Genomic DNA, 13,503 nt, shown 5'->3' on the forward strand with positions numbered 1-13,503 from the left:
GTAATTAGATTTACCCCATTTAACCCTAAAGCATCATTCGTCGAAACAGCTAACACAACAGGCTTTCCATTTCTAAGCGTCGCTTTTGCTGCCATTAATACTGGAGAATCTGTCATCGCATTCGCAAATTTACTCATCGAATTTCCAGTTAAAGGAGCAATCACCATACAATCTAGCGGGATTTTTGGTCCGAGTGGTTCTGCTCCGACAATTGAATTAATTGCTTTAAACCCTGTTATTTCTTCGATCTTTTTAATCCATTCTTCCCCTTCGCCAAATCTAGTATTTGTTGATTGGACAGTATAAGAAACAACCGGACGTACTTCTGCACCTTCTGCAATTAACTTCTCTAAATGCGGCATAACTTCTTCATACGTACAATGTGAGCCTGTAAATCCGAAACCAATTCGTTTCCCCTTCAAACTCATTTCTCATCCTCCTCCTTTGCGATTGCATCTGCTATTAATAACTGAGAAAGAACATTCGCTAATATTTGTCCTGCTGTTTTCGGTGCAACAATCCCAGGAAGACCAGGTGCTAATAGTGCCTTCACTCCACGCTTCTCCGCATAGCGAAAGTCCGTGCCACCTGGCTTAGAAGCTAAATCAATAACTAGCGTATGAGCTGGCATTTTTGAAATAACATTCGCTGTCACAACGAGATGCGGAATTGTGTTAATAACAATATCGATATTACCTACTTCTTTCTCTATGTCTTGCATATGAAAAGGAGAAAACATCATTTCTGTAATACGAGCAATATGTTCCGAACGTCTTGCTCCAACTTTGACATGTGCTCCTAATGATTGAAAGGCTCTTGCAACACTCATACCAGTTCTACCAAATCCTAAAACCATTACATTCGATCCATGAATTGTGTAATCAGTATGTTGAATAACCATCATTAGTGTACCTTCTACGGTCGGAATAGAGTTATAGATTGCAACATCATCACGATCAAATAATTTTACAAGTTTGCGATTTGTAGTAGATACGAGATTTTCCAAGTAAGGTGTACCAATACCTGAATATATAGTAAAGTTTTCTGGCGTCTTTTCAATTTGTTCTTTCGTTATGGAAACTTTTTCATTTGAAAAAATAGTATCTACTTCTCCTTTGGCATTCGTCCCTGCAACCGGCAAAATAATCGCATCTAAAGAAGTGAAATTTAAATCTTGTATACTTTCTTTTGCTGCCCCTGTGAAGCCATGGTCTAACTGTTCAAACCCTATTAATGAAAGTTTTGCGTCCAGTTCGACTAGCTTGCGAATTACTTCTAGCTGTCGTGCGTCTCCTCCTATGACAGCAATATGCATCTCAGTCAACATTCTCTAATTCACCTTCTTTTTCTTTCATTTATAAGAAAAATGCCTACTTTTTCTTTTTCCTCCACATCATATGTAATGTACGGGTTTGAGGTGATTAAAAAACAAAAAGCACACGTGATTTAACTTCTTTATCCCGCTATTTGCGAGGAGTAAGACTGCCTCCTCAAAATTCGGCTGAAACAAAGAAGTTAGGAGGCCGTCACAGGCTGCTCGTAAAAGCCTTCACTTTATATAAAAATAAAAAAAGACAACCAAAATGGTCATCTTTCACTCCGATCTTGAATGGTTCGTAAGATCACAAAGTATCATATCATTTCCCACCTTCTTAATTTTGCTCCACTCTACTCTCACTTCTTGCTGTTCTCTTTTAAAACCTCCCCATTTCCCAGTAGGTATAATAAGCGCTTGTATTTGTCCATCTCTCTCATCAATTTCTAAATCTGCATGACCTAAAACTCCCATTTTTTCTGCTCTTTCTAAATCCACAATCTCTTTGCCACTTAATTCACTTAAACGCATTAAATCTCCCCCTATCCTACTTTTCATGAAGGTTATCCTATAATAAGTACCTATTCTGCATATATAAAAAAAATAACCGTATCTCATATAAAAGAGATACGGTTATTTCCGAAAGCGAATGAATTACAAAATTGATTAAAGTTTCATTCCTTTTGGCAGTTTTCCATCTGGACTAATAAGTGCCGCAGAGAATTCATCGGTAAACATATTGCGAATTAACTCGTCTACATTTTGCTTTGTTACAGTGTTTACACTTTCAATAATCTCATCAAGAGAACGATGTTTACGAAGAAGCAATTCGTTTTTACCATTACGGCTCATACGACTATTCGTACTTTCTAAACTTAACATTAAGTTTCCTTTTAATTGTTCTTTACTGTTAACAAGCTCTTTTTCTGTAATACCTGTATTTTTCAACGTATTTAACGTTTCTTGCATTGTTTCATACAGTGTATCTAATTGTTTGCTACCTGTTCCACCGTAAAGTGTTAACATTCCTGTATCTTCATAAGAAGAGTGATAAGAGAATACTGAGTACGCCAATCCACGTTGCTCACGTACTTCTTGGAATAAACGGCTACTCATACTACCGCCTAAAACATTATTTAATACAATTAAGTTATAAATATCTTCGTGGCCCATTTGCAAGCCTTTATATCCTAAACATAAATGAGCTTGTTCTGTTTCTTTCTTACGCGCTACTTTATTGAAATGGAAGATTGGGCTATGTACTTGTTCACGATTTGTTGTTCCTTCGTAATTACCGAAATATTGCTCTACAGTTTGTAAAAATGCTTCATCAATATTTCCTGCAATTGATACAACAACATTTTCAGGTGTGTAATGATCTTTCATGTATTGACGTAACGTATCACCTGTAAATGTTTCAAGCGTTTCTTCTGTTCCTAAAATAGGATATCCAAGCGGATGCGTTTCATATGTTGCTTTCGTTAACATATCATGCACAATATCATCTGGCGCATCTTCGTACATTTTTATTTCTTCACATACAACATTCTTCTCTTTTTTCAGTTCTTCCTCATCAAATGTTGAATGAAAGAACATATCTGCTAAAACATCTAACGCGTATTTAGCATGCTCATCTAGCACTTTCGCATAGTAACATGTATATTCTTTTGAAGTAAAAGCATTTACTTGTCCACCAATGCTATCAAATGATTCTGCAATCTCTCTTGCACTTCGCGTTTCTGTCCCTTTAAAGAACATATGTTCCAAAAAGTGTGAAACCCCATTATTTTTTTCATTTTCATTTCTTGAACCTGCGTGGATCCATATACCAATCGCAACCGAGCGTACAGTTGGTATATTCTCCATAACAATTCTTACACCATTTTTACAAGTATATTTTTTAATCAAAAACTTTCCTCCTAATGCCAGTTTCTCTAAATAATTGCTATTATTTAATGATAACAAGTTTAGAGATGAATGTCATGCAAATGTATTTAATCCACACGTTTTTCATCTAGTAATTCTGTAATATTCCCCACTTTATATCCTTGTTCCTTTAAATTTTTAATCATAGTATCTAGCGCTTCTGTTGTAGATGAAGTAGGATGCATTAGCACAATAGCACCTGGATGTATTTTTCGCATTACTCTCTGCAATAACACACCCGGTTCTGGCCGCTTCCAATCAATTGTATCTACAGTCCACATAATCGTCCCCATTTGGAAATCATCCGCTATTTTTACTACCTCATCCCGAAAGCTTCCGCTTGGCGGAGCAAACCATCTCACTTTCTGATTTGTAGCTGCTTCTATCATTCGATTCGTTTTTTGTAATTGATCTCGTATTTCATCTGTAGACAGCGTTTTCATATCAGGGTGTGTGTAAGAATGATTTCCTACTTCTTGATTTGCATCGACAATCATTTTGGCAAATCGTAAATTTTCTTTCACCCAGCGTCCTTCTAAAAAGAAAGTCGCCTTCACATCATGTTTTTTCAATACCTCTAATATACGTGGCAAATACTCATTACCCCAGGCCACATTAATTGTTAATCCCACCATTTTTTTATTTGGATGTCCTCGATAAATGGGAGCTGGTGGTAAATCTTCTAAGTGAACACTCGGTGATACTTCCTTAAATTCAAGTTGTTTTTGATCAAACTTCTTGATTTTCTTCATATTATTATAGGACGCTTCTATATCCACTTGTTTTCCATTATACCCAGGCGTCGCCTTCCAAATCTTATCAATCATCGCATTTTGCGGCATAATCTCGTACTGTTTTACATGTTTTTGAATCTCTTCATGCAAGTTATCCTGCGCAAAAACGGAATAAGAGCCAAAACCCACATATAAAGAAAATATAAATATGTACGCTAATATACGAGCTTTCATATAAACCCTCCCATTAACTATAAAAAAAGAAACCATTTTCTTCTTATCTTTGTTAATTTGAGCGTTATGATGAAAACTATACCTATACTCACATAAAAATCTAAATGAATCACATTTTTTACATAACAAAAAAAAGCCAGCTAAACTGGCTTTCACTTATTGTTGCTCTTGTGCGTTTTCTTCTTTAGCTGCTTCTTCTTTAGCAGTTTCTTTTTCTTGCTCTTCTTTTAGCAATACTTTTCTAGATAAGTTTACACGACCTTGTTTGTCAATCTCGATAACTTTAACTGAAATCTCATCACCGATTTTCACAACGTCTTCTACCTTACCTACACGCTCAAGTGCAAGTTCAGAGATGTGAACAAGTCCATCTTTACCGCTAAATAATTCAACGAACGCACCGAATTTTTCAACACGTTTAACTTTTCCTAAGTAGATTTCGCCTACTTGTACTTCACGAACGATATCTTCGATAATTTTCTTCGCTTTTTCATTCATCTCTTGATTAATTGATGAAATGAATACTGTACCATCTTGCTCGATGTCAATTTTAACGCCAGTTTCTTCAATGATTTTATTAATCTGTTTACCACTTGGTCCAATAACATCACGAATTTTATCTGGGTTAATTGCCATTGTAATAATCTTCGGAGCATACGCAGATAACTCAATGCGAGGTTCAGCGATAACAGATAACATGTGATCTAGAATGTGCATACGACCAACTTTCGCTTGTTGTAATGCTTCTTCTAAAATCTCACGAGATAAACCATCGATTTTAATGTCCATTTGTAGTGCAGTTACACCTTTTGCAGTACCTGCTACTTTAAAGTCCATATCACCTAAATGATCTTCCATTCCTTGAATATCTGTTAAAATTGTGTAATGCTCACCAGATTTCACTAGACCCATTGCAATACCAGCAACTGGCGCTTTAAGTGGTACACCCGCATCCATCATCGCTAATGTACTACCGCAAATACTCGCTTGTGAAGTTGAACCATTTGATTCTAATACTTCAGATACAAGACGAACTGTATATGGGAAATCCTTTTCAGATGGAAGTACAGGTTCAAGAGCACGTTCTCCTAGTGCACCGTGACCAATTTCACGACGACCTGGTCCACGCATTGGTCTTGTTTCACCAACACTAAATGAAGGGAAATTATAATGGTGCATAAAGCGTTTTGACTCTTCTACACCTAGACCATCTAAAATTTGCACATCGCCTAATGCACCTAATGTACAAATACTTAATGCTTGCGTTTGTCCACGTGTGAATAGACCAGAACCATGTGTACGAGATAAAATGCCAACCTCTGATGCTAAAGGACGAATTTCGTCACCTTTACGACCATCTGGGCGGATTTTTTCAACTGTAATAAGACGACGTACTTCTTCTTTTACAATTTTATATAAAATCTCACTTACTTGTCCTAATGTATCAGCATCAGCTTCCTCAGCTTCGTAATGCTCAATTACACGCTTTTTCACTACGCTAATTGCATCTTCACGTGCATGTTTTTCGTGCACTTGAATTGCAGAATGCATATCTGTCTCAGCCATTTCACGTACAGCTTGGTTCAAATCAGCATCCACTTCATAAAGTTTCACTGCTGTTTTCTCTTTACCGACAGCTTGTACAATCTCTTCTTGGAATGCAATTAGACGTTTAATTTCATCGTGTCCGAACATAATTGCTTCTAACATTGTTTCTTCAGGTACTTGATCCGCTCCTGCTTCAACCATGTTAATTGCATCTTTCGTACCAGCTACAACAAGGTGCATATCACTTTGTTCTTGCTGTTCTACTGTTGGATTAATAACGAACTCGCCATTAATACGGCCAACTGTCGCACCTGCGATTGGACCTTCAAATGGAATATCTGAAATAGATAATGCTAATGAAGAACCAAGCATAGCTGCCATCTCAGAAGAACAGTCTTGATCAACACTCATGACGATGCTGACAACTTGTACTTCATTACGGAAACCATCTGCGAAAAGTGGACGGATTGGACGGTCAATTAAACGACTTGCTAAAATTGCTTTTTCACTTGGACGGCCTTCGCGCTTAATAAAACCGCCTGGGATTTTTCCGACTGCATATAAACGCTCTTCATAGTTTACTGTAAGCGGGAAGAAATCTACATTTTTTGGCTCTTTTGATGCAGTTGCTGTAGATAGAACTGCTGTGTCGCCATATCTTACTAATACTGCTCCGTTTGCTTGTTTTGCAAGCTGACTTGTTTCAATTGTTAGCTGACGACCAGCTAAATCTATCGAGAAGACTTGCTTTTCCTGACTCATTTAAGTACCCCTCTCAATTTAAAATATTCAATTCTTCTATGTAAATGGATAGTATATCACAATATTCTTTCCTCTAGTATTGCCGAAAATTAAGTAAGCTATAAAGAGTAGAAGATATATTTTTACCTAACAAAAAAGCGGGAATATTCCCGCTTCTTTGACTATCGACGTAAGCCAAGCTTTGTGATTAATTCACGGTAACGTGTGATATCGCTATTACGAAGGTAAGTAAGTAAGTTACGACGTTTACCAACCATCTTTAATAGACCACGACGTGAATGATGATCCTTCTTGTGAGTACGTAAGTGCTCGTTTAGAGTGTTAATTTGCTCCGTTAGGACAGCAATTTGAACCTCTGGAGAACCAGTATCAGTCTCATGAGTTCTAAATTGTGCAATGATTTCATTTTTACGCTCTTGTGTTAAAGCCATCCTATTTCACCTCCTAATAATTAAACCCCCAGTTACCTAGCAAGCATCGGTGAGTCGCAATGCCAAGTAATGGTTGTCATAAAGTACATAACATAGAATACTACTTTTCATTTGAAAAAGCAAGTATATTCTTTACGCTCGTAAAATATTCTTGGGCAACCTTTTTATCTTGAGCGATTTGCGCAACTAACTCATCAATTCCATTAAACTTTTTTTCTTCTCTTATACGCATGTGCCACTCCACTGTAACACATTGATCGTATATGTCTTTATTAAATTCAAATAGATGCACTTCAATAGATAATTGACGCTCATTCTCTTTGAAAGTTGGTTTATATCCGATATTACATACACCATCATGCCATTCATCATGGACCTTCAACCTTACCGCATATACACCTACAGGTGGCAACAGATATTCATCACTTAAACCTATATTTGCAGTTGGAAAACCAATTTGACGTCCACGCTTATCACCGTGTACAACTGTTCCTTCTACCGTGTAAGCTCTCCCTAAAATAGATGGAATTTGTTCCATTTCACCGTTTCGAATTAACTTTCGTAATGAAGTAGAACTTACTTTTTCTTCTTGATATTCAACTTTTTCGATCACGGTTTGTGTAAACTCCCCTCTTGCATGAAATGGTAAAGTCTCCATCTTCCCTTTTCCTAAACGTCCATATGAATAATCAAAGCCTGCTACTACATGCTTTACATTTAAACCAATAATATACTCATCGACAAACTGTTGTGGCAATAATCCAGCAAATGGCTCATCGAATTTCACCACATATAAGATATCAATTCCTAAACTTGCGATGATTTCTTCTTTAAGACGCATCGGTGTAATATACTCCACATGCGCTTCTTTTTTCCCTAATACAACAGATGGGTGTGGATGGAACGTCATGACAGCACTTTTACATCCTCTTTCATCCGCTATTTTTTTCGCTGTTCGAATCACACGTTGATGTCCTAAATGAATGCCATCAAAATATCCTAATGCCATTACAGTAGGTGGTAATTCTATTTTATTTTGTTCATGTGGATGAGTTAAATGAATAAGTTTCACGCTTGAATTCACCTTTTTCTGTAATAATCCTTCCAATAATTCATTATAGCTTTAGTTCTTGATTATTCACAAGTACTTTCATTGGCTTTAGCATGCCAGGGTGTTTTGGGTGATGCTCATAAATTGCTAAGCAACTATCATTTTTATCAAATACTGTAATAAATGGTGCTGTTGTTTCTAATTCATTCTTTAAGAACATGCCATTCTTTATTTTTTCAGCTTGCTTTTCATCTACAACCATTTTTGGAAACTTACTTAGCGCCTCATCGATTGAGATGAAAATAGACTCTACTGTTCCATTTTGCACGCTTTCTTCAATTTCTTCAAATGATATGCAATCTTCTAGTAAAAATTCACCAGATGCTGTTCTTACAAGGTGAGACATATGTGATGGAAATCCAAGTTTTTCACCAATCATTACTGCTAGTGTTCTTACATATGTTCCTTTACTACACGTTACACGGAAACGAAATGAAATGTTTTCTCCTTCAAAAACTTCACGTTCATCAAGTAATACAAATTCATGAATTGTAATTGTACGAACTGGACGTTCAACTTCTTGTCCTGCCCTTGCATATTCGTATAGTTTTTTTCCGTTAACTTTTACAGCTGAGAACATCGGTGGCATTTGTTCAATTGTCCCTGTTAGTTCCGCTAGTACCTCTTCTACTTCTTTACGTGTAATGACACGATTTACATCTTGTTTCTCCACAACTTCACCAGAAGCATCTTCTGTTGTTGTTGAAAATCCTAATGTCACTTCACCTTCGTATGTTTTTGTTTCACTTGTCAAAAATTGCGCGATTTTTGTTGCACGCCCAACGCAAATAGGTAATACTCCTGTTACATCTGGATCCAGTGTCCCTGTATGACCAATTCGTTTCTCACGCAATATCTTTCTTAATTTGAACACACAATCATGTGATGTCATTCCCTTTGGCTTATGTAATAATACTACACCTTCCATATATTCACCTCATCGTTATTCTTTTGTAGTAATTGCAATTATGCAAAACTTATTTTACATGGAAAAAATGGATAGACAAATGTCTATCCATTATTCTTCACGTTTACCGTCTTTATTAATTTGATGTAAAAGTGTATCAATTCGATGACCATATCCGATAGACTCATCAAACTCGAAGGAAATTTCCGGTGTTTTACGAAGACGAATACGTTGGCCAATTTCTGAACGAATAAAGCCTTTTGCCTTCGCTAAACCTTTTAATGTATTTTCTTTCTGTTCTTCGTCACCTAAAACAGAAATATATACTTTAGCAATTTGTAAATCTCCACTTACTTGTACATCTGTTACTGTAACAAATCCAATACGTGGGTCTTTAATTTTACGACTGATAATGTCGCCTAATTCTTTTTTCATTTGCTCGCCCACACGGTTCGCACGTAATTTCATAACTCTTCACCTCATTCAATACCATTCCAAATGTGTTATCGTACGTTCAATTTCAGGAAATGAATCGATATACTCAAGTACACGATTCATTTCTTTTTCACAGACAACACGATTTGAGGATACGGAAACAATTGCAATTTCTGTACGTTGCCATACATCTTGATGCCCAACTTCAGAAACAGCTACATTATAGCGCTGTTTCACACGAGTTAACACACGTTGCAAAATTGCTCGTTTCTCTTTTAAAGAATGCACATCGTAAATCATACACTCGAATGAGAGTGAAGCGATAATCATCGCTTCACTTCTTCCATAACGTATGCTTCAATGATGTCCCCTTCTTTAAGATCATTATATCTCTCAATTGTAATACCACACTCATAGTTTTGTGCAACTTCTTTTACGTCGTCTTTGAAACGTTTTAACGTATCAAGTTTTCCTTCGAAGACTACTACGCCATCACGGATAATACGAACGCCACTATCACGTGTGATTTTACCGTCTATTACGTAACAACCTGCGATTGTTCCAACTTTTGTTACTTTGAATGTTTGACGAACTTCCGCTTGACCGATTACTTTTTCTTCGAATTCTGGATCCAGCATACCTTGCATTGCTGATTCAATTTCTTCGATTACTTTATAGATAATACGGTGTAAACGAACATCAACTTTCTCTAATTCAGCTGTACGCTTCGCATTTACATCAGGGCGTACGTTAAATCCAATTACAATTGCATTAGATGCAGAAGCTAAAATAACATCAGATTCTGTAATCGCACCTACGCCTGTATGGATAATTTTCACTTTTACGCCTTCAACATCAATTTTACGAAGTGATGCTGCCATTGCTTCTACAGAACCTTGTACGTCTGCTTTCACAATTAAGTTAATTTCTTTTACATCGCCCTCTTGGATTTGTTGGAATAAATCTTCCAGGCTGAATTTAGATTTCTCACCACGTTGTGCAACTAACGCTTCTTGTGCACGTGATTCACCGATTTGACGAGCTTTCTTCTCATCAGCGAATGCCATGAAACGATCTCCCGCTTGTGGCACTTCATTTAAACCTGTAATTTCAACAGGAGTTGATGGACCAGCAACTTTTACACGACGACCAATATCACTTACCATTGCACGAACACGACCGAATGATGTTCCAACAACAATTGGATCTCCAACTCGAAGTGTACCGTTTTGAACAAGTAATGTCGCGATAGTTCCTTTACCTTTATCAAGCTGTGCTTCAATTACAGTACCAGCTGCATAGCGATTTGGATTTGCTTTATATTCTTCTACTTCACTCACAAGAAGGATCATTTCTAGTAAGTTGTCAATTCCCTCGCCTTGAATCGCAGAAATTGGTACGAAAATCGTGTCTCCGCCCCAAGCTTCTGGAACTAATTCATATTCTGTTAATTCTTGCATTACACGATCAGGATTTGCCGCTGGTTTATCCATTTTATTCACAGCAACAATAATTGGTACTCCAGCTGCTTTCGCATGGCTAATCGCTTCAACTGTTTGTGGCATAACACCGTCATCAGCTGCAACAACAAGAATTGTAATATCTGTTACTTGTGCACCACGAGCACGCATTGTTGTAAATGCCGCGTGACCTGGTGTATCTAAGAACGTAATTTTCTTATCATTTACATCAACTTGGTATGCACCGATATGCTGAGTAATTCCACCAGCTTCGCCAGCAGTTACTTTTGAATTACGGATAGAGTCAAGCAATGTTGTTTTACCATGGTCAACGTGTCCCATAATTGTAACAACAGCTGGACGTTCTTTTAAGTTTTCTTCATCATCTTGCTCATCGATGAATGTTTCAAATTCAGTTTCACTTACAACTACTTCTTCTTCTACTTCAATACCGTAATCAGTTGCAATTAACTCAATTGTATCTTTATCTAAGTCTTGGTTAATTGTTGCCATAATTCCTAGCATGAAGAGCTTTTTAATAATTTCAGATGGCTCTTTGCTTAACTTTTTAGCAAGGTCACCTACTGTAAGGCTTCCAGAGAAAGTGATTTTATCTGGCGTTTCTACTATTTGTGTTTGTTGTCTTCCAGCAAAGTTATCTTGACGTTTGTCTTCATTTGCTTTGCCTTTTTTCTTATTCTTATTGCTGTTCTTTTTACTGCGAACAACTTTCTCTTCTACTTCAAACTCATCTGCAACAGAAGGTTTTTCTGCTCCAGTGTTATATTGATTATCTAATTTGTTTACTACTTCATCTTCTAACATTGTCATATGATTCGAAACCTCGATATTCATCTCTTTTAGTTTTGTCATAAGATCTTTACTTGAGATATTATTTTTTTTTGCATATTCATGTACTCGAATTTTACTCATACCTTCACCCCCGGTAATTTGTATCGAGCATGCTACGTAGCTTTTTCGCAAAGCCTTCATCTAACACAGCTACGACGACTCGCTCGTCTCTCCCAATCGCATGCCCTAATTGTTGTCGATTTTCGACTTTTCTCATTGGTATGTTGTAGTACGTGGTTTTATCAATGATGCGTTTTGTAGTGTTCGCTGACGCATCTTCAGAAAGCAATACTAGCTTTGCTTTGCCACTTCGTACTTCTTTTAAAACGAGTTCTTCACCCGAAATAATTTTTCGAGCGCGGTTTGCTAGTCCTAAAAATGATTTCCAATCAGACACTTATTTCGACTCCTTCTCAACAAGCTCAAGAAGCTCTTCGTACAGAGAACTGTCGATTTTCGCTTTTAGATGATGTTCCAAAATGTTTTTCTTTTGAGCTTGAATAATGCTTTCTTTATCTTTTGATAAATATGCACCTCGTCCTGATTTTTTTCCTGATAAATCAATAGACACTTCGCCCTCTTTGGAACGAACAATGCGAACTAGCTCTCGTTTTGATTTCATCTCTTGCGTCGCAATACATTTTCGTAACGGAACTTTTCGATTGCTCATACTCATCACCTCTATTCGATTTCGTCTTCAGCTGAATCGAATCCGAATGCGATTACGTTATCTTCTTCTGTCACAATACCAAGTTGTTTCGCATCAGACTCACTTTTAATATCAATTTTCCAGCCTGTTAATTTAGCTGCAAGACGCGCATTTTGTCCACGCTTACCAATCGCTAATGAAAGCTGGTGGTCTGGAACAACAACAGTTGTTGCTTTCTCTGCTTCATCTACAAGTACTTTAACAACCTGTGATGGACTTAAAGCATTTGCAACATATTCAACTGGGTCATTCGACCAGCGAACGATGTCAATCTTTTCACCTTTTAGTTCATCTACAACGCGTTGTACACGTTGTCCTTTTGGTCCTACACAAGAACCTACTGGATCAACATCGATATTCTCTGCATATACAGAAATTTTAGAACGGTCGCCTGCTTCACGTGCTACAGAGCGAATTTCTACAGTTCCATCATAAATTTCTGGAACTTCCATTTCGAATAAACGTTTTAAAAGACCAGGATGTGTACGTGATACGTAAATTTGTGGTCCTTTTGTTGTCTTTTCTACTTTTGTAATAAATACGCGAATACGATCATGTGGTTTATATTGCTCATTTGGCATTTGCTCACTTACAGGTAATAAAGCTTCTACTTTACCTAAGCTTACATAGATGAAACGAGCATCTTGGCGCTGTACAATACCAACCATAATGTCTTCTTCACGATCACTAAATTCTGAATAAATAACACCACGTTCCGCCTCACGAACTCGCTGTGTTACAACTTGTTTTGCAGTTTGCGCTGCAATACGACCAAAATCTTTTGGCGTTACTTCAATTTCTAGTACATCGCCATCTTGGTAGTTTGGATTAATTTGTCTTGCCTCTTCTACAGAGATTTCAAGACGTGGATCAAATACATTATCCACAACGTCCTTACGTGCTAAAACTTGAATTGTTCCCACTTCTGGGTTAAAGCTCACACGAACGTTTTGTGCTTGGTTGAAATTGCGTTTATAAGCAGAGATTAATGCTGCTTCAATCGCATCAATAATAATATCTTTACTAATACCTTTTTCTGACTCTAATACGAGCAAAGCATCTAACAACTCAGTGCTCAT

General features: G+C 37.1%; 14 protein-coding genes and 1 pseudogene. All 15 read right to left on the reverse strand.

Features of this window, described 5'->3' with window-relative positions:
• Positions 1-2: 2 nt before the first annotated feature.
• Positions 3-428: pseudogene (dpaB, locus tag MHI07_RS17660) on the reverse strand (dipicolinate synthase subunit B); the annotation flags it as partial.
• Positions 425-1,327 (reverse strand): dipicolinic acid synthetase subunit A, encoded by a 903-nt coding sequence (gene dpaA, locus MHI07_RS17665; RefSeq protein ID WP_002160749.1) that lies wholly within the window; start codon positions 1,325-1,327, stop codon positions 425-427. The pseudogene dpaB and the gene dpaA, both read right to left, overlap by 4 nt.
• 267 nt (positions 1,328-1,594) lie before the next feature.
• Positions 1,595-1,846 carry a YlmC/YmxH family sporulation protein gene (locus MHI07_RS17670; protein ID WP_002160748.1) on the reverse strand — a complete coding sequence of 84 codons (252 nt, stop codon included), beginning with the start codon at positions 1,844-1,846 and terminating at the stop codon, positions 1,595-1,597.
• A 135-nt stretch (positions 1,847-1,981) separates the two neighbouring features.
• A complete protein-coding gene (locus tag MHI07_RS17675) occupies positions 1,982-3,223 on the reverse strand; it encodes a M16 family metallopeptidase (protein WP_002160747.1) in 1,242 nt (413 codons plus the stop codon).
• A gap of 86 nt (positions 3,224-3,309) precedes the next feature.
• Positions 3,310-4,209, reverse strand: a complete 900-nt coding sequence (locus tag MHI07_RS17680; protein ID WP_002111361.1) for a polysaccharide deacetylase family protein — start codon at positions 4,207-4,209, stop codon at positions 3,310-3,312.
• 156 nt (positions 4,210-4,365) lie between these two features.
• Entirely contained in the window at positions 4,366-6,519 is a 2,154-nt protein-coding gene (pnp, locus tag MHI07_RS17685) for a polyribonucleotide nucleotidyltransferase (RefSeq protein WP_340825473.1), read from the reverse strand.
• Positions 6,520-6,680: 161 nt separating this feature from the next.
• Positions 6,681-6,950 (reverse strand): 30S ribosomal protein S15, encoded by a 270-nt coding sequence (gene rpsO, locus MHI07_RS17690; protein WP_001229392.1) that lies wholly within the window; start codon positions 6,948-6,950, stop codon positions 6,681-6,683.
• A gap of 100 nt (positions 6,951-7,050) precedes the next feature.
• Positions 7,051-8,022, reverse strand: a complete 972-nt coding sequence (gene ribF / locus MHI07_RS17695) for a bifunctional riboflavin kinase/FAD synthetase (protein WP_002160744.1) — start codon at positions 8,020-8,022, stop codon at positions 7,051-7,053.
• A 43-nt stretch (positions 8,023-8,065) separates the two neighbouring features.
• On the reverse strand, positions 8,066-8,989 hold the full coding sequence (truB, locus tag MHI07_RS17700; RefSeq protein WP_002160743.1) for a tRNA pseudouridine(55) synthase TruB: 924 nt from the start codon (positions 8,987-8,989) through the stop codon (positions 8,066-8,068).
• Between the two features lie 90 nt (positions 8,990-9,079).
• Complete coding sequence (rbfA, locus tag MHI07_RS17705; protein WP_002146104.1) at positions 9,080-9,436, reverse strand: 30S ribosome-binding factor RbfA; 357 nt, start codon at positions 9,434-9,436, stop codon at positions 9,080-9,082.
• A 15-nt stretch (positions 9,437-9,451) separates the two neighbouring features.
• Positions 9,452-9,733 carry a DUF503 domain-containing protein gene (locus MHI07_RS17710; RefSeq protein ID WP_002088157.1) on the reverse strand — a complete coding sequence of 94 codons (282 nt, stop codon included), beginning with the start codon at positions 9,731-9,733 and terminating at the stop codon, positions 9,452-9,454.
• On the reverse strand, positions 9,730-11,796 hold the full coding sequence (gene infB, locus MHI07_RS17715; RefSeq protein WP_002111364.1) for a translation initiation factor IF-2: 2,067 nt from the start codon (positions 11,794-11,796) through the stop codon (positions 9,730-9,732). The genes MHI07_RS17710 and infB overlap by 4 nt, the downstream gene beginning before the upstream one ends.
• A gap of 4 nt (positions 11,797-11,800) precedes the next feature.
• Positions 11,801-12,112, reverse strand: a complete 312-nt coding sequence (locus MHI07_RS17720; RefSeq protein WP_001286519.1) for a YlxQ family RNA-binding protein — start codon at positions 12,110-12,112, stop codon at positions 11,801-11,803.
• Positions 12,113-12,385, reverse strand: coding sequence for an RNase P modulator RnpM (gene rnpM, locus MHI07_RS17725; protein ID WP_002088161.1), 273 nt, complete (start codon positions 12,383-12,385; stop codon positions 12,113-12,115).
• An 11-nt stretch (positions 12,386-12,396) separates the two neighbouring features.
• On the reverse strand, positions 12,397-13,503 hold the full coding sequence (nusA, locus tag MHI07_RS17730; protein ID WP_002111366.1) for a transcription termination factor NusA: 1,107 nt from the start codon (positions 13,501-13,503) through the stop codon (positions 12,397-12,399).

The organism is Bacillus sp. FSL H8-0545, from assembly GCF_038006105.1.
In the GTDB taxonomy this organism is placed as follows: Bacteria; Bacillota; Bacilli; order Bacillales; family Bacillaceae_G; genus Bacillus_A; species Bacillus_A cereus_U.